The sequence below is a fragment of the Rhodanobacter sp. FW106-PBR-R2A-2-24 genome, from assembly GCF_058789615.1.
The window spans coordinates 1893983-1914331 of the sequence record NZ_JBYTBV010000002.1 but is presented as its reverse complement, the minus strand read 5'-3'; the positions used below and the strand labels follow the sequence as shown (position 1 = coordinate 1914331).

Genomic DNA, 20349 nt, shown 5'->3' with positions numbered 1-20349 from the left:
GCGTGAGCCCCGGCCTTTCGCTTTTGGAAGCGGTTGGGTTGTTGCGGGTAAGGTCCGCGTGGTGGGCTCCTCCAAGGTAAACCTGTCGCAACCTTTGAGACGGGAAGAACATACGGTGCCACCATGAACAAGCCTCAGCCGATAGCCCATGCTGCCCGCGATGCTGGCGGAAGCTGGCGTGACCCACATGATCTCGTCGACCACCTGGAGAGCGTCGGCGAACTGGCAGCCAGCTTTGCCGCACATTTCGGGGCAGACTGGGCGCGATTGGCTGGGCGCTGGCACGATCTGGGCAAATTTCGACCGCGCTTTCAGCGCTACATTCGCCTCGCCAGCGGATTCGAGGCAGATGCCCATATCAAGGGTGAGGCCGGCAAGGCACCACACTCGACGGCGGGTGCCCTGCTGGCGCTGGAGCATTTCGGCGTGGCTGGCCGGGTGCTGGCCTTCCTGATTGCCGGCCACCACGCAGGCCTGGCCGATTGGTTTGGTGGTCTGCGGGAGCGGCTCGACAAACAAGAGAGCTACGCCGAACTGGCCGAATCCCTGGCTGAGCATCCGCCGGCGGATATTCTTGATGCCGGGGGTTTCAAGGCAGATCTGAGCAACATCCCCGGCGGCAAGGACGGTTTTGCGCTGTGGGTGCGCATGCTGTTCTCGGCGTTGGTCGATGCTGACTTTCTGGATACCGAGCGCTACATGGATCCGGAGAAATTCGCGGCTCGAAACACATGGCCTGCGCTGCATGATCTCGCACCGAGGTTCGATGCCCATATGGCGAGGCTGGCGGCCAGCGCCGACGCCACATCGGTCAATGCCGTGCGCGCCGACATCCTGCAGCAGTGTCGCGCTGCGGCGAACTTGGAACCCGGTTTGTTCTCGCTGACCGTGCCGACCGGCGGCGGCAAGACGCTCTCGGGAATGGCCTTCGCACTGGAACATGCACGCCTGCACGGCAAGCGCCGTGTCATCCATGTCATCCCCTACACCAGCATCATCGAGCAGACCGCCGATGTGTTTCGCGGCATTTTTGGCGAAGCCGTCATTGAGCATCACAGCAACGCAGAATCAGCACCCGACGATGAAACTGCTGCCTCGCGGTTGGCTTGCGAGAACTGGGACGCGCCTATCGTCGTGACCACCAACGTGCAGTTCTTCGAGTCGTTGTTCGCCTCGCGCACTTCGCGCTGCCGGAAACTGCACAACATCGTCGACAGCGTCGTCGTGCTTGATGAGGCGCAGTTGCTTCCGCCGGAGTTCCTGCAACCCATTCTGGATGTGCTGAACCTGTTGACGCGGCACTACGGTGTCAGCGTGTTGCTGTCCACCGCAACCCAGCCGGCGTTGGCCAGCCGCGAATACTTCGATGCGAAGAAGAACCGGCGAGGCCTGGATAACGTGCAAGAGATCATCGCCGATCCCGATGGGCTGTACGCAGCGCTGGAGCGTGTCACCGTTCAACTCCCCGATGACTGGCACCAAGCCACGGACTGGCCTCAGCTTGCTCAATCGCTGGCTGTGCATGAATCCGTGCTCGCCATCGTCAATACGCGCAAGGACGCGCGCGCGCTGTGGGAGGCCATGCCAGAAGGCACGCTGCACCTGTCGGCCCTTATGTGCGGTGCGCACCGGTCGCAGGTCATCGCGGAGATCAAGGCGCGACTCAAGACTGGAACGCCCACCCGCGTCGTCAGCACTCAGCTGGTTGAAGCGGGCGTGGATCTGGACTTTCCCGTCGTCTATCGCGCACTGGCTGGACTGGATTCCATGGCGCAGGCGGCGGGGCGATGCAATCGCGAGGGTCGGCTCGATGGCAAGGGCAAGGTGGTGGTGTTCGTGCCGCCCAAGTCGGCACCGCCTGGTTTGCTGCGACAAGGCGAGAACGCCAGCCGCGATGTTCTGCATGACAAGCCATCTGCACCGTTTGCCCGAGCCAATTTTGCCGCCTACTTCGAGCGCCTGTACTACGGCTGCAGCCTGGACAAGGCCGGCATCTGCGACTTGCAGGCCGTGGATGGCGAGGAGCTGGCCGTGAGCTTTCGCAGCGCCGCTGAGAAATTCAGATTGATCGACGATGAAGACAGCCTGCCCATCGTAGTGCGCTATTACGGGCAGGATGGGCAAAGCCGCGACATCGACGGCTTGCTTGGAAAGTTGAAGCAAGACGGCCCGCAGCGCTGGCTGATGCGCAAGCTGCAGCGCTATACCGTCAACCTGCATAAAAATCAGGCGCTGGCATTGTTTGCGCGCGGCGACATCGAAGGCATCCTGCCCGGCCTGTACGCGCAGACGAACGGCTGGCTATACGATCCCGAGACCGGCTTGAATCCGGAGCCGATCCAGCTTCGTCCACAAGACACTATCTGGGGGAATTTATCTTGAGAACTTATTGCTTGGAGCTATCTGGCCCCTACGCCTGTTTCACGCGCCCCGAAATGAAGGTAGAGCGTGTGAGCTATGACGTGATGACCCCATCCGCCGCGCGCGCTTGCTTCGAAGCCATCCTTTGGAAACCGGCGATCCGCTGGCATGTCCGCAGCATCGAAGTGCTTCGGCCGATCCGCTGGATCAACCTGCGCCGTAACGAAGTGGCCAGCGTGGTTTCCACCCGCAACGTCGAGGCGGCGATGAAGGCCGGCAGAGGAGAGCTGGGCCTCAATATCGAAGATGACCGCCAGCAGCGCGCCGGTCTGTTCCTACGCGACGTGGCTTATCGCGTACACGCTGATCTGGAGTTCTTGTCGCAGCGTGACCCGCAGGCCAACCCCGTGAAGTATCAGCAGATGTTTGAACGGCGCGCCAGCAAGGGGCAATGCGTCAACCAGCCCTACCTGGGCTGCCGCGAGTTTGCCGCAGCCTTCCGGTTGATCGAGCATCTTGAGGACGAACCGACCGCCATTGCGGAAACCCGCGAGCTGGGCTTCATGCTGCACGATCTGGATTTCAGCAACGCTGCCGACCCGCAGCCGCGCTTCTTCCGTGCGCAGATGGAGCAAGGCGTGGTCAAGGTGCCGGGCTGGGACAGCGCGGAGGTGCGGGGATGATCCTGCAAGCGCTCGACGCCTATTACCGACGTAAACAGGCCGATCCCGATCCGGCCAAGCGCCTTCCCGCGGAGGGGTTCGAAGACAAGGAAATTCCGTTCATTTTTGAACTCGATACCGATGGGCAAGTGACCAATCTGGTAGATACCCGGCGGGTCGAAGGCAAGAAAAAAATCGGGCAGCGCTTTCTGGTGCCGCAGGGCGTCAAGAAAACCTCGGGCGTTGCGGCCAACCTGTTGTGGGACAACGCCGAGTATGTGCTTGGCATCACGGATGCAAAGAAGCTTGAAGACAGCACCAAGAAGGGAAAGGCAGAGGAATATCAGGCACGCCTTTCGGACATGCGCGCTGCATTCCGGACGCGAATCGTCGATCTACAAGAAACCGTGCAGCAGGACGCCGGTGTCTGCGCCGTACTGGCTTTCCTCGATGCGTTGGACCTGGCTGCCTTGGAACGATTTGCGTGTTTTGTCGAGGTGCAATCCAGCAACCCAGTGCTGAGTTTTCGGTTGCGGGGTGATCTTGGGCTGGTCTGCCAGCGTGAGCTGGTTGCCGATGCGGCAAGCCAGATTGATGAGAAGACACATGACGGGATATGCCTGGTTCGTGGTGAAGTGGCTGCCGTTGAGCGCCTACACCCTGCCATCAAAGGGGTGTGGGGTGCACAGACCTCTGGTGCGAACATCGTTTCCTTCAACCTGGATGCATTCAATTCGTACGGCAAGGTCCAAGGCGCCAATGCTCCCTTGGGCAAACAGGCAACCTTCGCCTACACCACGGCATTGAACCACCTGCTGGCGCGTGACGCCCGCCAACGCATTCAAGTCGGCGACGCCTCTACCGTGTTCTGGGCAGAGGAAAAGCACGGTCTCGAAAGTGCACTTCCCGACCTGTTCGGCGATCCGCCCAAGGACGATCCAGATCAAAACATCCGCGCCGTGAGTGCGCTCTATGCCGCCATTCAGACCGGCCAGTTCGCCGAAGGCGGACCGGAAACCCGCTTTCATGTGCTGGGCCTCGCCCCGAATGCCGCCCGCATCAGCATTCGCTTCTGGGAGACGGCCACCGCCATGGCGCTGGCTCGACGCATCAAGCAGCACTTCGACGATATCGAGGTCGTGCATGCCGACTACGAGCCGCCTTATCTGTCGTTGTTTCGTTTGCTGACGGGCGTCGCCCTGCTGAACAAGGCCGACAACATCCCGCCCAACCTCGGCGGCGAAGTGATGCGAGCCATTCTCGAAGGCTTGCCATATCCCGCCACCTTGCTCAATCAGGCCGTCATGCGCTGCCGTGCCGAACAAAAGGTGCCCTACGCCCGCGCTGCCGCCATCAAGGCCAGCCTCAACCGCCAGATCCGTTTCCGCCAAAGCCACGAGAAGGAGTTCCTGCCCATGCTCGATCCCGACAACACTAATCCGGGCTACCGGCTTGGCCGGCTGTTTGCCGCGCTGGAGAAGATTCAGGAGGACGCCAGCCCCGGCCTCAACGCCACCATCCGCGATCGCTACTACGGCGCAGCCTCCAGTACACCGGCGGCAGTGTTCTCCACCTTGCTGCGCCTGTCCAAGCACCACCTCGGCAAGCTCAACGGCGGCCTCGCGGTCACCCGGGAAAAATTGATCGGCAACATCATGGGCGGCTTCGATGCTGCCAGCTTCCCACCACGTGTGTTGACGCTGGCCGATCAGGCGCGTTTTGCACTCGGCTACTACCACCAGCGCCAAGCCTTCTTCACCAAGTCTGAACCCAAGAATCCGGAGGAAACCCGATGAGCCTTTCCAACCGCTACGACTTCGTGCTGCTTTTCGAGGTGAAAGACGGCAACCCTAATGGTGACCCCGATGCCGGCAACCTGCCTCGCTTGGATGCGGAGACGGGGCACGGATTGACCACCGATGTGATGCTCAAGCGCAAGGTGCGCAACTTCGTTGCGATGACGCAGGATCAGACGGAGCGCGATCCTGGCCCGGGCGAAGTTCGCAACGAAATCTATGTGCGTGAAAAGGCAATCCTCAATCTCCAGCATCAGCGTGCGTACAGCGCATTGAAACTGGATGCCGAGGATGCATCGACCGATAGTGGCGAAGACGCCAAGGACAAGAAGGGTGCTAAGAAGCGAAAGGGCACCGGCCAAGATGCGGAGCTGGCGCGAGGCTGGATGTGCCAGAACTTCTACGATGTGCGCACGTTCGGCGCGGTGATGTCGACCGGCGTCAATTGCGGTCAGGTTCGTGGCCCCGTACAACTCACGTTCGCACGCTCGGTCGATCCCATCATTGCGCAAGAGCACTCGATCACCCGCATGGCGGTGGCAACTGAAGCCGAGGCCGAAAAGCAGGATGGCGACAACCGCACCATGGGCCGCAAGCACACCGTGCCCTATGGTCTCTACGTTGCGCACGGTTTCGTCTCGAGCTTCCTCGCCAAGCAAACCGGCTTCTCGCAGGACGATCTGGAACTGCTGTGGCAGGCATTGGCCCAGATGTTCGAGCACGACCGCTCTGCCGCACGCGGCGAAATGGCGACCCGTGGTCTGTACGTGTTCAAGCACGAGTCCGAGCTTGGCAACGCGCCCGCACATGCTTTGTTCGAGCGAATCCAGGCCAGCAAGAACACCGACGTGCCCCGCAGCTTTGCCGACTACACGGTGGCCGTGAACGATGCCGACCTGCCGGCTGGCGTGACGCTCACCCGGTTGGTGTAAGTCGAAGAGGGCGGATGATGGAAGACGATGACCTCATTCCCATCTCCGCCCTCCAGCACTATCTGTACTGCCCGCGTCAGTGCGCCCTGATCCATCTGGAGCAGCAATGGGCCGAGAACCGCCAGACGGCCGAAGGCCAGTTGCTGCATCGGCAGGCGGACAAGCCGCAGGTTGAGCGGCGGCGCGGGGTGCGCACCGTGACGGCCATGCCGCTGCTGTCGCTGGAGCTGGGGATTACCGGCAAGGCCGATGTGGTTGAGTTTTGCGTATTGCCATCGAGCTGACCATCTGTTGCCAACACGGCTGACCATTTCAGGCAAGTGAACTGACCAGCAGCAGCAGCTTTTTGACCAGTGAACGTCGTAGCTGTAATGCGTGATCTTGCTGCTGTCGTCGTTCAACACGCGACCGCGTCACTGACGTGGCCGACCATGAACCGCTATGTCTTGCCTACCGCCAAACGTCATGCATCGAAGGCCCGCATGAGGCGGGCGTTCGATGCATGTGCCCCAGCTTGGCAGTGAGGTTTTACCCCATATTTCCCTGCAGCCCTTTTTCTAACCGCAAGGTTCTGGTTGACGGCGCGCATCGGTCATCGTGTGGCGCTTGCCGTTGGCGTAGTAGGCGTGCAGCGTGACGTGGCCCAGCATGTCTGTGACGGTTGCAAATTAATTTCCTCCGCCTCCTTATTGCTGCTTCTGCAGGTAGCGCAGCCGACACCCGCCGCCCTGGTAGAGCCGAAGGCGGTGAACTCGACTGTGGCGACACTGAGTGGCGCCTCGCAGCCATAGAGTCCACCGCCTCCCCTCATTGGGAGGCGAGAGGATCCAGTGATGGACGAACACCAATGAAATAAACAAGGCGCCTCCAGAGGCGCCTTGTTCGGTACTCAGGTCATTCACGCGGTGCCGAACTTCCCGGCAATTGTTCGAAGTCTTCATCTGGCTCAAGGTAGTGGATTAATCCAGCCCCAGCCATTCTGACTATCACACCGGAACGCAAATAGCTCCACTGTTCTTGTGGAAAGAGCGTGGTGTACTCATTCGTGTCGATAGAGCATACAACAACTCCTACGCGCCCCCCCCCTAATGCCACATGATCGCCTAGCCTGACTTCTTTCCCATCTGCATATTTCATTACGCGCCGCCTCCCTTTCTCACAGAGGCACTGCCCCGGGTGGCGGCGGCGGCTCTGTCACGCCAATCGCAGACCAAAAGCACTGACAGTTATTGGGATTCTGGTTCATTCGATACAGGTGTACGTGATCACCCGGGAAAGGGTAATGGGGTTTGCTTGGGGGAACTTTATCAAGGCGGTAACCAATCGTGCCCACTTGGGGCGAACACGGTGGGCAGGAGTTATCAGCCTTATTGCACATTTTTCCGCCAAGCCAATTGCCGACGGCACCGCCCGCAACAGCACCACCTGCAGCACCTGCAGAACCACCAGACTCTCCTCCAGCAACGCCACATCCAACAGTACCTACACCAGGCGCAACCAGCGTGCATGCAGCACCACCACCCACTGCGCCGCCCGCCCCGCCAAGCACTCCTCCTAGAACTCCACCACATGTGGCCCCAGCGGCCGCCCACGCGGCTTGGCATGTCTGTCCCGACGAAGCTAGGCCCAATGGATCGATCGAGCCCAACGGATCTCCATCTACGTAGGCGTAAATGTTCTCCCCTCCCTCTTCCCCAATCGGATCGCGACTGAGCCAGCGGCCTACGGCTGGATCATAAGCACGGTACTGCGTCAGAAACAGACTTGATCCTTGGTCATGCAGCATACCTGCATACCCGTAGTCGGGATGTATACCCCTTGCCCGTGTTGTGACGCCATACGCACCGTACTTGGCAGTGCCCAGCATTTTGCCGTTGGCGTCCGTCGCACCAACCACACTGCCTAATTGGTCGCGCACGTAGTACAGCGCCTGCACCCCATGGATTTCACCCTGGTCGAAGTAGTCCGCCATCACCACGTCGTTGCTATCACGCACCTGGCAAACCGCCGACCCACACCACAGATAGCGAGCCTGCGTGCTGGCAGCGCCGTTCTGGTGGGTGATCATCAAGCGCCGGCCCCAGCCGTCGTAACCGTAACGGGTGACTTCACCGGTTGCGGTATTGGTCTGGCTGACCAGCCTACCAGCCGCGTCCCATGTGTACTGATGTACGCCATCACTGATCAGATTGCCATCCGCATCGTACTGCCATGACATGCCGTTGACCGTGCTGAGCTGGTTCAGCGCGTTGGCAGAGGCCGTGAGGGAGAACGAGGCACCCGCCGCCTTCAGCAGATTGCCGGCCGCGTCGTAGTCGAAGCGGCTGGCATCCCGATCGTCACCGCGCACATCCGTGAGTCGGTATGCCGCATCGTAGCGATACCGCTCGCTGTCACCACGACCATCTTCGTTGTTCCCGTCATCGCGACCGTCATGGCCCCATCCGTCGCGATCGTGACCGTAGTCGTGCTGCAAATCGTTCGCTACCGCCTGTTCCGCATCAATGGTATCGGCCCGATCGTCGTGATTGCCGTCACCATCGTGATCCCTCCCTTCGCGCAGCCGCGGCCACTCAAGTTTGGCGGCTGTCAGCAGATGCTCGGGACTGTGAGCATATTCCTGCAAGGCCTCCAGGCGCCGCCCCTTGACGTCCAGGTACATCAGACGATGCAGTTGCCGGTCACCACGGTTGGACTCGTACTCCATGTTCAACGCAAGGCCGGGCTGGCCGGAGGGCGTCATCAGCACCCGCCACGTCAGCTGGTCGGTGTCGCCGAGGTAGCTGTATTGGAAGTTGCCAAGCGGGTTGGTTTCTTCGCTCAACCGACCCAACGCATCGTAGGTATCGCTCACCGTCACGTCCGTGGTGCGGTGAATGACCCTGCCCAACGCATCGTAGGCATACTGCGCGCTGTCATTCGCACTGAACGGCCCCGTCTCCTGTGCCAGTTTGAGGGCGCCAGGTTGACCGGCTGGCACATAGCTGAAGCCGGTGTTACCCAAGCCGTCCGTCATGCCAGTCAGGCGGGAATAGTAGGGATCGTAGCGGTAGGATGCCGCCGCCGTGGGGTTCACGGCATGCAGGTACTGCACTCCAGTAAGCAGGTCAGCCAGGTCATAGCTGTACGCCATGGTCTGCCCCAACGCATCAGTCTGGCTAATCAGACGGCCAACACCGTCATATGCGTACGTCGAGCCCTTGCCATCGGCATAGGTCTTGGCGGTCACCCGGCCTTCAAGGTCACGCGTCCACGTGGTGACGTTCCCGTTCGGATCGGTCATCGTGTGGCGCTTGCCGTTGGCGTAGTAGGTGCACTGCGTGACGTGGCCCAGCGGGTCGGTGACCGCGATGAGGTTGCGTACGGCGTCGTAGCCGTAGTGGGTGGTGTTGCCCTGGCGGTCAGTGACGGCCACGAGGTCTAGGCGGTTCCACGTGTACCGGGTGGAGGTGTGGTCGGGATAGCTGACGGATACTACGCGATTGAGCGCGTCGTACTGGAACTGGCGCGTGTAGCCCGCAGCATCAGTGCTGGTGGCGACGCGGCCTTCGGCATCGTAGGTGTACCGCTGCGACACATGCCCGAGCGCGTCGATGACGGCCAACAAGTAGCCGTTGCTGTCGTACTGGTAGCGCGTCATGTTGCCCAGAGGGTCGGTGGCCGAGGTGCGTTGGCCGCGGGCGTTGTAAGTGTAGGTGGTGGTACCGCCCGCCGCATCGGTCGTGGTTAGCGGCTGATGCTGGCCGTTGTAGGTGGCGCTCGCCAGCGTATCGAAACCGCTCGCGGTCTTCTGCTGCACCTGGATCTGGTCAACGCCGTTGGGTGCGTACGTATAGGTGGTTTCGCGGCCATCGGGGTCGATCTTGGACGTGACCTTGCCGTACGCGTTGTAGGTGTAGTGAGTGACCTGACTGCTGCCGTCATCCAGCACCCGACCCACGTCACTGGGCAGGTTCAGCGTGCCGGGATAGTACGGCCCCGGCTGGCCGGCATAGTCGTACCAGATCATGCCTTCCAGCGGATACTTGACGTTCTCCAGCACGCGCGAGGTGTAGTAGCAGCACGGATAGGCGTGCAGGAAGTGCTTCATGCGCGCTTTGCTGTAGTCGCAGCTGGTCGTGCCATTGCTCACCGTGCAGGCCGCCGCGAACGCATTCTTGTCCCAGTAATACGAGTCGCGGTAGTTGAGGTAGGCATTGAAGGTATTCATGCCGCTCGGCGCCTGCGACACGCTGAAAGGTGCACCGGGCGCACCGGGCATGTATTCGGTGCGCTCGGTATGCCCGGCGGGATCGGTCGCCTGGATCGACAACTCCGTGGCATTGCCGTTGGCGCCTTCGGTGTGTGCGAAGGTGGTGGTGCCGTAGGGCGTTGTCATCGCCTGCACGAACAGGGCGCTGTCGTAGGTGAAGGTGGAGGTCATGCCGATCGCGTCGGTGATCGACACTAGACGCCCTTGACTGTCGTAGGCCAGGGTTGCGTGGCGACCGAACGGATCGGCAATGCCGGTGACGAGCAGGGGCGCGGTGCTGTTGCCGTAGGTGAAGGTGGTCTGCTGGCCGATCGCGTCGGTCACTGTGACTAGGCGATGCTGGTTGTCGTAACTTAGCGTGAGGGCATTGCCCTGCGCATCGACGATCCGGGTGAGGAGCACCTTGCGCGGGTAGGTAGTCGCGCCGTCCGGCATGGCGAAGACGTCCTTGCTGCCATCGGCGTAGCGCAGTTCGTAGCTGACCGGGTTGCTGGAGGTCATGACCAACACCGCGCCGTTGTCCGGTTCGGGCGAAAACGCACCGGTGGTTGCGTTGTATCCACTGTAGGGCCAGCCGCCGCCGCCCGAGACATAGCGCAGCACCTGACTGCCTGGGTTGCTCGGATCATCCTGGATCCAGCTGATCCAGTTGAGCGTCCACTTCTGCCCGACGCTGAAGGTATCGAACACTACCGGCTGGTCGGCTTCGCGCTCGTTGTAGGCAATCGTGGTCTCCACCGTCGGTCCCAGCGGCGGGGTGTAGCCAATCGGTGTATCGCGGATGTTGAGGCCAGCGAGCAGCGATTTGAAGGAGTACACCGGCATGCCATGGGCAGACCCGCAGCTATTGCTGTCGGCGCTGTCGCACGGCGCGTTGGCATTGGGATCGTTGGCCTGTGTGACGCCAGCCCACGCTTGCATCGTGGTAATGACCAGGATCATCGTTAAAAGTAGCTTGCTCAGCGTCTTCATAAGGTTCTCTCTATCCATGCGAGCGACGTTCGGTGAACCAACGCCGTTGAATCAGTGAAGGGGGAGAAGCGAAATCGGATCGATGCGTGTGCTGGGAGAAACAGGCCGCCCCGAGGTGGTGCTGACCTGCTGGCCGTCGGTGTGACGAAACGCACCTTGCCGGTAGCGCGCCAAACAGGCGCCATCGCCTTTCTGGCAAAGCACTGCCACGCAACCGGTCAGATCGTGGAAGAGCGTGAGGTCGTCGGCACTGCCGGTGGCGGCTTCGTCGTGCGCGGCGTCGTGCGGGGCGTAACGCACCAGATCGCCCACGTGATACGGCGCGGCGGTGAATTCGGTGCGCAGCATGAAGAGCGTTAACGACTGGTTGGTTGTTCCCTTGGGCACGTTGATCGTCACCATCTGCACATCGTGCAGGTAGGGTGTTATCGAAACGGGCAGGCTTTTCCAGTAGCCGTGCGACTTGGCCCAGTGGAAAACCTGGTTCATGTCCGCCGGCGTGCCCACGCTCGCGAGCCGGCCAATGACCAGGTGAGGATAAGCGCCGTCGACGAGCAGGCCACAACGATCAGCACTGCAAATGGGCTGCAAAGGTTTGCCATCCGCCGCGCGTGCAGCGCGGTTGAGCAAAAGCAACAAGGTGAGCGCCAGACCTGTGGTCACCTTGCGCCAATGGCGTCCACAAACCTCAAGACCTGTAGTCTTGACCGGGCTACGGAACGATTTCATGCCCCTTGTCTTCCCTGACATCAGCGACTCCCCAGGCCCTGATTCGATGATGTCGCCATGAGCCGCATCGCGGCAGGCGATCACACGCACTATCTCTTCGCCTGCGCATAGACGTCAACAAGCAAGATCTTGCGCCGAGATGAACTGTCCTGCTATCGTCTCATCGACCTCAGTGCCTCATCGGCAACGCCATAGGCGACGCCACAAGCCCTCGTCCGTAGCCCCGCCGCACCGCACAGATACACGGCACTGAATCTGTCGCGGCCTAAGGTAGATCTGCTGCACACCCCAGCCCATCGCCAGCATCATGGCCATGACGCCGACGAGACGAAGCAGCAAAACCGGTACGGGCAGCGGCGAATGCGAGGCCAGGTACCATGCCTCAAGCAATTCGAATCCCAGGAAGCCCATGACGATACGGCCGAACAAGGCCAAGCCGCGCAGGGATGCCGCAAAGTGCACGCTTTCGCTGCCAAAACGAAGCGAGTGTGTAAACAGTAGCAGGCGTATTTCCCGATCCGTGAGGTCGGCTTCATGCTTCAGACGGATCAGGTTTTGCCGATCCAGTTGAGGCCGATCACATCGGAAGCGCGTACGGAAGGCCCGTTCTTCTTCCTGTGCCAAGCGGTCACGAGCCTCCAGCGAGAGCACCTCCGCATCCGCCGCGCCTTCGCGGACGGCATCCACCAACTCGGACTTCAATTGGTTCCACTTGATGTCGTGCTCTTTCATGGACGAACTACTCCTGGGAAAAAGAATGACGGAACGGTACGAGTGCCCATCTTGCTCGGGTCGTTCGTTCATCGGCGCACCGCGATGGCGAGTAGTTCCTTCACCTGTCCCGGCTCCACACGCCCCTTCTCGGTACTCAGAGCATAGGCAGCCTTCAGTATCCGCAAACGCATGGCTGGCTTGAGCTTCTTGCTCAATGTGGCTAGCTCGGTATCAACGCATCGGATGATCTGATCGACGAGCGCGAAGTCCATCGTGCGCGTGGCCGCTTTGATCGGCTGTTCACCGGGACCAGCCAGTAGCCAGACCGGATCGATACCGTAGGTCTCGTACAAGGCACGAAACAACGCGACCGGCATCTCACGTTCGCCGCGCTCGTAGTTGGCATACGCACGCAGTGACAATCCCAGGGTATCGGCGAAGGCGCCTTGGCTCAGGCCGGTGCTGGCCCGCACAGCTACCAGTCGTTGACCCATAGCAGCGTTTTGTTCTGGCGTTGCAATGCTACTCATATATGCCTATATTGAGTCTCATACATGCCGTAGAGGGTAACGACTTGCGCCACGAAAGGAAACGCCATGAACGGATCAAGGCACGCCTGCGGCAGGCGGGCAGTTCATTGGCGCAAGTGGCGAGAGAACTCGGCGTGCAGCCGACGACTGTCACCTCGGTGAGCCAAGGATATCGGCGCTCGCAGCGTATAGAGGCACAGATCGCGACCACGCTCTCGACGACACCCGATCAGCTCTGGCCGGATCGCTACCCGGTGCTCCAGCGCGCCGCCCCGCCTTCGCCCACAGGAAACGCCTCGCCCGGAACCGCCATCGGTTAACCCACCCCGAACCGCGAGCGCAAAAAGGGCCAGCGTCTGCAAACGCCAGCCCTTTGAGATTGCCATTGTCGAGTGACCACCGACGTACGCATTCTCATGCGCCCCCGCCGATCCTGTCAACCGCGCCGCCCTGAACGGCGGCGCGACGGACGGCAGCGCTCGCCCGATCCCCTCCGCATGAGAATTTGACATGGTTCTGAAGAGCTTATGCCGGCTATTGCTGATCACCGACCTGTCCAACCGCAAGGTCGGACAGATCTGCCATGTGCACCATCACACCGCCGGCCGCTACCGCGACCGCCTGCGAGAAGAAGGGCTGACCTGGGAACGTGTGAGCGAACTTTCCGAAGAAGCGCTCGATGCGCGCCTCAACAACGGCCGTGAGCGGATACGAAAGAAGTTCGTGGAACCGGACTGGTCTCACGTCCATCAGGAGCTTTCCCGCCCCGGGGTGACGATCACGCTGCTGTATGAGGAATACGCCTCCTCACTCGACACCGAGCCCATGTCCGATCGGGAATTCCGGCGACGCCACGACCGCTACAAGCGCACGCTCGGCGTGGTCATGCGCCAGGTGCGACGCCCGGGCGAAGAACTCTTCGTCGACTACTCGGGCAAGCGCCCCTCGATCACAAATCCCGACACCGGCGTGAAGACGCCGGCGGAATTGTGGGTCGGCGTCCTGGGCTCCAGCCGCAAGACCTTTGCCTATTGCACGGCGACGCAGCAGTTGCCCGACTGGATCGATGCGCATGTGCACGCGTTGGCGTTCTTCAGTGCCGTCCCGCTCTACCTCGTCCCCGATAACCTCAAGTCCGCCGTGGTCAGCATCTCCCGCAAGGATGGCCACTACATCAACCCCACCTACCAGGCCTTTGCCGACCACTACAACCTGACGGTGATGCCCACCCGCGCGCGCAAGCCGCGGGACAAGGCGGCCGTCGAAGGTGGTGTTCGCCTGGCCCAGATGTGGATCCTTGCGCGGCTGCGGAACCGCACGTTCTTTTCGCTCCCCGAACTCAACCAGGCAATCGACGAGCTGTTGGTACGCCTCAACAGCAAAGGAATGCGCACGCGTGGCGGCATGAGCCGAAACGAGTTGTTCGAGGAGCTGGATCGGCCAGCGATGCGCGCGCTGCCGGTGCAGCCCTACGAGTATGCCGAGTGGAAGATTGGCGTCACGGTTCCGCAGGATTACTGCGTCGTCTGGGAGCGCAACTACTACTCAGTGCCTTTCAGCCTGGTGGCGCGCAAGGTCAATCTGCGGGTCACGACGACCACGGTCGAGGCGTATCACCGCGGGCAGTTGGTGGCCACGCATCGCCGTTCGTTCGGTGTCGATGGCGTGTTCATCAAGAAGGAGCACCAACCGCCTGCGCACCGGCTGTACGGTGAAGAGCAGATGGCAGAGCTCGTCGCCTGGGCGGAAACCGTCGGGCCGTCTGTCCACCAGTTCATGCAGCAACACCAGCAAGCCCATTCCGCTGCCGCCTCGATGCAGGCCTTCCGCGGGCTCAAACGGCTGGCCCGAGACTTCGGCACGGAACGGCTCGACCGAGCCTGCGCGCGGGCCCTGCGCATGCGCGCGATCACCATCACCTCCGTCCGCTCGATGTTGTCGCGCGGCATCGAGAACACACCGCTGCAAGACGACGCGGCGGCCAACGACCCCATCGCACCGCACCAGAACGTGCGCGGCGCCACCGACTACGAATAGGGGATACCTCATGTCACACCTGCAAACCATCGAGCAACTGCGCGACTTGCACCTCGCCGGCATGGCCGAGGCGTTCGCCCACCAGATGAGCGATACCGTGTTCGCCAGCGTGGCTTTCGAGCAGCGCGTACAAATGCTGGTCGAGGCCGAAAAAGCGCAACGTGACAACCAACGCTATCAGCGCCTTCTGAAGAACGCCAAGCTCAAGGTCATCGCCGCACCCGAGGAGATCGACTATCGGCCGGGGCGTGGTTTGGACAAAGCCGTGATGGCGGATCTGCTGACCGGCTTCTGGATCGGCGCACACCGGAATGTGCTCATCACCGGCGCCACCGGCACTGGCAAGACTTGGCTCGGCTGCGCCCTCGGCGTCCAGGCCGCGCGCTTGGGTTTCACGGTTGCGTACCGCCGAACCGCCCGGCTGCTGGAAGAGATGGCCATCGGGCACGAGGACGGAACCATCGCGCGACAGCGCAACCAGCTCAGCAAGGCGCAACTGCTGATCCTCGACGACTTCGGGTTGACCGCGCTGACGAATCGCGGGCGCTCGGATCTGCTCGAAGTGCTGGATGATCGGGTGGGCAGCGGCGCCACCATCATCCTGGGTCAAATGCCCGTCAAGGATTGGCACTCCTACATAAACGATCCAGCAATGGCCGACGCGATCCTCGATCGGCTCGTCCACAGCAGCGTTAAGCTGGATCTGAAGGGCGAATCCATGCGGCGGGTGAAAAACCGCAGCGGTCAGTAGACTGCCTGCGCCGGGCAGCGAGGTGCCGGCGGTGGATAGTCTGTTGGCGAAGCTGGATAGCGCCGCAGGCGACGGTGGTCAGCTGGGTTGCCGGCCGCGGTCAATCGCTGTGGCAAAGGTGGTTAACCGGCTGGCGTTTTGCAGAGTTTCACGACAGCGAAGCCGGCGAGCGTGCTTTTCCCGTCGAGTACAAGCGTGGTCGGCCCAAGGCGCACCGCGCCGACGAAGTACAGCTGTGCGCGCAGGCATTGTGCCTGGAAGCCATGCTGGGTATCCCGGTTGAAGCCGGTGCCCTGTTCTACGGACAAACCCGGCGGCGGCAAGAGGTGACCTTTGATCTGGCACTGCGCGAGCTGACCGAGCAAGTCATCACCGACACGCGTCACATGCTGGCTTCCGGGCAAACCCCGTCGGCCATTTACTCGCCTCAACTCTGCGACCGCTGCTCACTGATCGACGTCTGCCAGCCGCGCTGGCTGGGGCGGCGCGGCATCGACGCGTGGCTGCGTCGCAAGCTCGACGATGAGGAGGACTGACATGCGCCGCCAGCTCAATACGCTCTACGTCACCACCGATGGCGCCTGGCTGCGCAAGGATGGAGCCAATGTCGTGTTGGAAGTAGAGCGCGAGGAGCGTGCTCGCTTGCCCGTGCACATGCTGGAAGGGTTGGTGTGCATCGGCCGCGTCGGTGTGTCGCCGCAGCTACTCGGCTTTTGTTGCGAGCAAGGCATCACCGTCAGCTACCTGACACCGCAGTGTCGTTTTCTCGCGCGAGTGGAGGGGCCCGTATCAGGTAACGTATTACTGCGTCGTGCCCAATACCGCGCCAGCGACGCGCCGGAACGTTGCGCGGTCATCGTTCGCAACCTGCTGGTCGGAAAAATCCACAACCAACGTGCCGTGCTAGCGCGCGGTTGGCGCGACCACGGCGCGCATCTTGCCAACGTACCGGCGTTCCAACATGCACTGAAGCGACTCAAGCGCATACCGCACCGACTGTTGCAGGAGAGCGATGTCGACTTGCTTCGCGGATTGGAGGGTGAGGCGGCACAGGCTTATTTCGGCGTTTTTGGACAGTTGGTGCGGGTGGAGTCGCCCTTGCTTGGCTTCGGCGGCCGCAATCGCCGCCCGCCACGCGATGCATTCAATGCGTTGTTATCGTTCTTCTATACCCTGCTAACCCACGACTGCCGCTCGGCGCTGGAGTCCGTTGGATTGGACCCCGCCGTCGGCTTTCTCCACCGTGATCGCCCCGGTCGGGCCAGCCTCGCACTCGATTTGGCGGAAGAGTTCCGCCCTCTGCTGGGCGAACGGCTCGCACTCTCACTCATCAATCGGCGGCAGTTGAACGAACGCGACTTCCAGACCTTCGAAAACGGTGCCGTGCTTCTGAAAGATGAAGCGCGCAAGACGGCACTGGTTGCCTACCAGGAACGCAAGCGAGAGCAGCTCCAGCATGACTTCCTGGGCGAGAAGGTCGACATCGGCTTGCTGCCCTTCGTGCAAGCGCAATTGCTGGCCCGCCACCTGCGCGGCGACCTCGACGGCTATCCTCCGTTCCTTTGGAAGTAGACGGGCGGAGCAGCAATCATGATGGTTCTGGTCAGCTATGACGTCAGCACGATGACAGTCGCAGGCGAGAAGCGCCTGCGCAAGATCGCCAAGGCTTGCCGTGACCTTGGCCAGCGGGTTCAGTACTCTGTGTTCGAAGTTGAAGTCGAGCCCGCGCAGTGGGTAGCCCTGCGGCAGCGCCTTTGCGACCTGATTGATCCCGGCACCGATAGCCTTCGTTTCTATCATCTCGGTGCCAAGTGGCAAGGCAAGGTCGAACACGTCGGTGCCAAGCCGGCCGTCGACTTCAAGGCCCCGCTGATCTACTGACGCGAACCTTCAGCTACCGGCAAAGCCCCGAGAGGTTCGCAAAACCATAAGGCTTTGTTTTCATGAGCTTTTGACGATTTTTCGAAACTTTGGTGCCCACAGTTGGCCTCAAGCAATGAGTGCTCGCGTTGGGAGGGGTTTGGCCAAGGTGTTGGCAGCAATTTACAATGACGCCGTCGCGCCCTCACGGGCGCGCGGATTGAAACACGACGGGGGCAACGTACTACTACAGGGCGCGGTGTCGCGCCCTCACGGGCGCGCGGATTGAAACTCGACAGTGGCGAAACGGTCGCGGTTTCGGCGCGTCGCGCCCTCACGGGCGCGCGGATTGAAACAATCCATTGTCAGCAATGGCATAAACCTTGTGCAGGTCGCGCCCTCACGGGCGCGCGGATTGAAACTCCGCGAACTTGTGGGCGCCCCAGAGCAGCACGCGGGTCGCGCCCTCACGGGCGCGCGGATTGAAACCCCGAATCGGCTGGACGCGTTGGTGTGGGCCATGTCGCGCCCTCACGGGCGCGCGGATTGAAACCGCTGTGACGGACAGACAGCGCACATTTACTCTCGTCGCGCCCTCACGGGCGCGCGGATTGAAACGTGTCGGGCTACACCGCTTCGCGCCTTGAAACGGTCGCGCCCTCACGGGCGCGCGGATTGAAACCAGCATGTCGCCGTACTCGCCGAACGGCCCGAAGGTCGCGCCCTCACGGGCGCGCGGATTGAAACGCTGAAACGCTCGGTTATCAGCAGGTCGTCGAAGCGTCGCGCCCTCACGGGCGCGCGGATTGAAACCAGCCGATGGCCGGCATCATCAAGGGCTGATCCATGTCGCGCCCTCACGGGCGCGCGGATTGAAACTTCTCGGCGCAGTCGAGACAGCGCACTCTGCAACGTCGCGCCCTCACGGGCGCGCGGATTGAAACGCGGCCACCTTCCATCGCGTGCAGCACCTTGACCGGTCGCGCCCTCACGGGCGCGCGGATTGAAACGCTGAACGCCTATGGCGGCGGTGGTGGCGCTCCGGGTCGCGCCCTCACGGGCGCGCGGATTGAAACTCGCTGGTGAGGGCGCGGGTGAGCTTGTCTCGCCGTCGCGCCCTCACGGGCGCGCGGATTGAAACCAATGATTACCACACTGTACGCCAAACTTATTGGTGGTCGCGCCCTCACGGGCGCGCGGATTGAAACCAGCATGTCGCCGTACTCGCCGAACGGCCCGAAGCGTCGCGCCCTCACGGGCGCGCGGATTGAAACTACAAAAGGGTTACGCTGTGTAACCGTAAGCCGGTCGCGCCCTCACGGGCGCGCGGATTGAAACCAGCATGTCGCCGTACTCGCCGAACGGCCCGAAGCGTCGCGCCCTCACGGGCGCGCGGATTGAAACCGAGGAGATACGAAATGAGCAATAACGTAGCGAAGGTCGCGCCCTCACGGGCGCGCGGATTGAAACCATTTCGTGGCCGCGCTCGGTGTGCACGTTGCCGAGTCGCGCCCTCACGGGCGCGCGGATTGAAACCGCGTGTGGACGATGGCCGCAGGGGCGGTGCTGCCGTCGCGCCCTCACGGGCGCGCGGATTGAAACACTTCTTCCTCGCTTGCCGACATGGCGGCTAACATTGTCGCGCCCTCACGGGCGCGCGGATTGAAACAAGGTCACGGAGCTGCGCAAGGTCACCGGCAAGCGTCGCGCCCTCACGGGCGCGCGGATTGAAACGCGGCGACATCGTGGATGGTGTGGTGGTGGCAGCGGTCGCGCCCTCACGGGCGCGCGGATTGAAACAACGTCTACAACTGCACGGCAGCGGTGGGCGTGATCGTCGCGCCCTCACGGGCGCGCGGATTGAAACACCACGCTCTGGCCGTCCAGCGACGGCACCACGCGAGTCGCGCCCTCACGGGCGCGCGGATTGAAACTTGACGTAGACCAGGCCATTCCAGCGGAAGCAATAGTCGCGCCCTCACGGGCGCGCGGATTGAAACATGTAAACGTCAAGCTCGCCAACGAAATCATCTACGTCGCGCCCTCACGGGCGCGCGGATTGAAACTCTGGAATCTCCAGCGGAACCTGCGGCGCGAGGTTGTCGCGCCCTCACGGGCGCGCGGATTGAAACGTGTGGCTGGCTCGAGTTCGACTGTCAATCACGCGTCGCGCCCTCACGGGCGCGCGGATTGAAACTCGGCAGGTCTAAGCCGGCTGTCCAAGCTCGTCGCGTCGCGCCCTCACGGGCGCGCGGATTGAAACGACATCGCTGGCCCCCGCGTCCGCCAGTCGCCGCCGGTCGCGCCCTCACGGGCGCGCGGATTGAAACGAGCATCACGCCGCAACCGATGTAGCCCATCCACCGTCGCGCCCTCACGGGCGCGCGGATTGAAACTGTGCCACTACCGGATGCAGCCCTACTGCGGAACGTCGCGCCCTCACGGGCGCGCGGATTGAAACCGCAATTCCGTCCGCACCATCGCGGAGCTGCTGGCGTCGCGCCCTCACGGGCGCGCGGATTGAAACGCGCCAGATCCGGCAAGTTGGGAGGGAACCCAAATGTCGCGCCCTCACGGGCGCGCGGATTGAAACTTGTTGCCGCTGGCATCGGCGGGCAGCGTGATGCGTCGCGCCCTCACGGGCGCGCGGATTGAAACCTCGCGGTGGCCGGCGCGGTGCGACAGGACGCCGGGTCGCGCCCTCACGGGCGCGCGGATTGAAACCCACAGTGCATAGGTGTAGCGGCCAGCGG

The 20349-nt window shown here is 62.0% G+C and carries 14 protein-coding genes, 2 pseudogenes and 1 CRISPR repeat array (1 of these 17 running past the window's edge); of the genes and pseudogenes, 11 read left to right on the top strand and 5 right to left on the bottom strand.

What is annotated here, in order from left to right:
- Positions 1-123: 123 nt before the first annotated feature.
- From cas3 to AC3WQA_RS09890, 5 genes and pseudogenes are all read left to right on the top strand, one after another.
- Positions 124-2382, top strand: a complete 2259-nt coding sequence (gene cas3, locus AC3WQA_RS09910; protein WP_492674886.1) for a CRISPR-associated helicase Cas3' — start codon at positions 124-126, stop codon at positions 2380-2382.
- Positions 2379-3044 carry a type I-C CRISPR-associated protein Cas5c gene (cas5c, locus tag AC3WQA_RS09905; protein ID WP_492674885.1) on the top strand — a complete coding sequence of 222 codons (666 nt, stop codon included), beginning with the start codon at positions 2379-2381 and terminating at the stop codon, positions 3042-3044. The genes cas3 and cas5c overlap by 4 nt, the downstream gene beginning before the upstream one ends.
- Positions 3041-4819, top strand: a complete 1779-nt coding sequence (gene cas8c / locus AC3WQA_RS09900) for a type I-C CRISPR-associated protein Cas8c/Csd1 (RefSeq protein ID WP_492674884.1) — start codon at positions 3041-3043, stop codon at positions 4817-4819. Before cas5c ends, cas8c begins: the two co-directional genes overlap by 4 nt.
- Entirely contained in the window at positions 4816-5751 is a 936-nt protein-coding gene (gene cas7c / locus AC3WQA_RS09895; RefSeq protein WP_492674883.1) for a type I-C CRISPR-associated protein Cas7/Csd2, read from the top strand. The genes cas8c and cas7c overlap by 4 nt, the downstream gene beginning before the upstream one ends.
- Before the next feature lie 17 nt (positions 5752-5768).
- Positions 5769-6014 (top strand): annotated as a pseudogene (locus AC3WQA_RS09890) (CRISPR-associated protein Cas4); the annotation flags it as partial.
- A 631-nt stretch (positions 6015-6645) separates the two neighbouring features.
- Here the strand turns inward: AC3WQA_RS09890 and AC3WQA_RS09885 are convergent.
- The 5 genes from AC3WQA_RS09885 to AC3WQA_RS09865 all read right to left on the bottom strand — a co-directional run bounded on the left by AC3WQA_RS09885 (position 6646) and on the right by AC3WQA_RS09865 (position 12912).
- Positions 6646-6888 (bottom strand): hypothetical protein, encoded by a 243-nt coding sequence (locus AC3WQA_RS09885; protein ID WP_492673254.1) that lies wholly within the window; start codon positions 6886-6888, stop codon positions 6646-6648.
- Between the two features lie 19 nt (positions 6889-6907).
- Positions 6908-10975 carry an RHS repeat-associated core domain-containing protein gene (locus tag AC3WQA_RS09880; protein WP_492673253.1) on the bottom strand — a complete coding sequence of 1356 codons (4068 nt, stop codon included), beginning with the start codon at positions 10973-10975 and terminating at the stop codon, positions 6908-6910.
- A gap of 51 nt (positions 10976-11026) precedes the next feature.
- Positions 11027-11704 (bottom strand): hypothetical protein, encoded by a 678-nt coding sequence (locus tag AC3WQA_RS09875; protein WP_492673252.1) that lies wholly within the window; start codon positions 11702-11704, stop codon positions 11027-11029.
- Between the two features lie 177 nt (positions 11705-11881).
- Positions 11882-12436, bottom strand: coding sequence for a hypothetical protein (locus AC3WQA_RS09870; protein WP_492673251.1), 555 nt, complete (start codon positions 12434-12436; stop codon positions 11882-11884).
- Between the two features lie 68 nt (positions 12437-12504).
- Positions 12505-12912, bottom strand: coding sequence for a helix-turn-helix domain-containing protein (locus AC3WQA_RS09865; RefSeq protein WP_492673250.1), 408 nt, complete (start codon positions 12910-12912; stop codon positions 12505-12507).
- 38 nt (positions 12913-12950) lie between these two features.
- Between AC3WQA_RS09865 and AC3WQA_RS09860 the strand changes: the two genes are divergently transcribed.
- The 6 genes and pseudogenes from AC3WQA_RS09860 (at position 12951) to cas2 (ending at position 17617) form a co-directional block, all read left to right on the top strand.
- Positions 12951-13268 (top strand): helix-turn-helix domain-containing protein, encoded by a 318-nt coding sequence (locus AC3WQA_RS09860; protein WP_492673249.1) that lies wholly within the window; start codon positions 12951-12953, stop codon positions 13266-13268.
- A 190-nt stretch (positions 13269-13458) separates the two neighbouring features.
- The gene (gene istA / locus AC3WQA_RS09855) at positions 13459-14985 is read left to right on the top strand and encodes an IS21 family transposase (RefSeq protein WP_492673248.1); all 1527 of its coding nucleotides are present in this window, start codon (positions 13459-13461) and stop codon (positions 14983-14985) included.
- A 10-nt stretch (positions 14986-14995) separates the two neighbouring features.
- Positions 14996-15736: an IS21-like element helper ATPase IstB gene (gene istB, locus AC3WQA_RS09850; RefSeq protein WP_492673247.1), complete on the top strand. Its 741-nt coding sequence runs from the start codon at positions 14996-14998 to the stop codon at positions 15734-15736.
- A gap of 143 nt (positions 15737-15879) precedes the next feature.
- Positions 15880-16272 (top strand): annotated as a pseudogene (gene cas4 / locus AC3WQA_RS09845) (CRISPR-associated protein Cas4); the annotation flags it as partial.
- Position 16273: 1 nt separating this feature from the next.
- Positions 16274-17308, top strand: coding sequence for a type I-C CRISPR-associated endonuclease Cas1c (gene cas1c, locus AC3WQA_RS09840; protein ID WP_492674882.1), 1035 nt, complete (start codon positions 16274-16276; stop codon positions 17306-17308).
- Positions 17309-17326: 18 nt separating this feature from the next.
- Entirely contained in the window at positions 17327-17617 is a 291-nt protein-coding gene (gene cas2, locus AC3WQA_RS09835) for a CRISPR-associated endonuclease Cas2 (protein WP_492674881.1), read from the top strand.
- Between the two features lie 175 nt (positions 17618-17792).
- Positions 17793-20349: direct repeats of the CRISPR family, unit length 31 nt; unit sequence GTCGCGCCCTCACGGGCGCGCGGATTGAAAC (it continues 9613 nt past the right edge of the window).

Bases quoted from the DNA above. Each gene is read 5' to 3' on its own strand.
- AC3WQA_RS09860 (WP_492673249.1), top strand. From the start codon at position 12,951: ATGCCTATATTGAGTCTCATACATGCCGTAGAGGGTAACGACTTGCGC.
- cas1c (WP_492674882.1), top strand. From the start codon at position 16,274: ATGCGCCGCCAGCTCAATACGCTCTACGTCACCACCGATGGCGCCTGG.
- AC3WQA_RS09875 (WP_492673252.1), bottom strand. From the start codon at position 11,704: ATGAAATCGTTCCGTAGCCCGGTCAAGACTACAGGTCTTGAGGTTTGT.
- cas3 (WP_492674886.1), top strand. From the start codon at position 124: ATGAACAAGCCTCAGCCGATAGCCCATGCTGCCCGCGATGCTGGCGGA.
- cas8c (WP_492674884.1), top strand. From the start codon at position 3,041: ATGATCCTGCAAGCGCTCGACGCCTATTACCGACGTAAACAGGCCGAT.
- istA (WP_492673248.1), top strand. From the start codon at position 13,459: ATGGTTCTGAAGAGCTTATGCCGGCTATTGCTGATCACCGACCTGTCC.
- cas2 (WP_492674881.1), top strand. From the start codon at position 17,327: ATGATGGTTCTGGTCAGCTATGACGTCAGCACGATGACAGTCGCAGGC.
- AC3WQA_RS09870 (WP_492673251.1), bottom strand. From the start codon at position 12,436: ATGAAAGAGCACGACATCAAGTGGAACCAATTGAAGTCCGAGTTGGTG.
- cas7c (WP_492674883.1), top strand. From the start codon at position 4,816: ATGAGCCTTTCCAACCGCTACGACTTCGTGCTGCTTTTCGAGGTGAAA.
- AC3WQA_RS09865 (WP_492673250.1), bottom strand. From the start codon at position 12,912: ATGGGTCAACGACTGGTAGCTGTGCGGGCCAGCACCGGCCTGAGCCAA.
- istB (WP_492673247.1), top strand. From the start codon at position 14,996: ATGTCACACCTGCAAACCATCGAGCAACTGCGCGACTTGCACCTCGCC.
- AC3WQA_RS09885 (WP_492673254.1), bottom strand. From the start codon at position 6,888: ATGAAATATGCAGATGGGAAAGAAGTCAGGCTAGGCGATCATGTGGCA.
- AC3WQA_RS09880 (WP_492673253.1), bottom strand. From the start codon at position 10,975: ATGAAGACGCTGAGCAAGCTACTTTTAACGATGATCCTGGTCATTACC.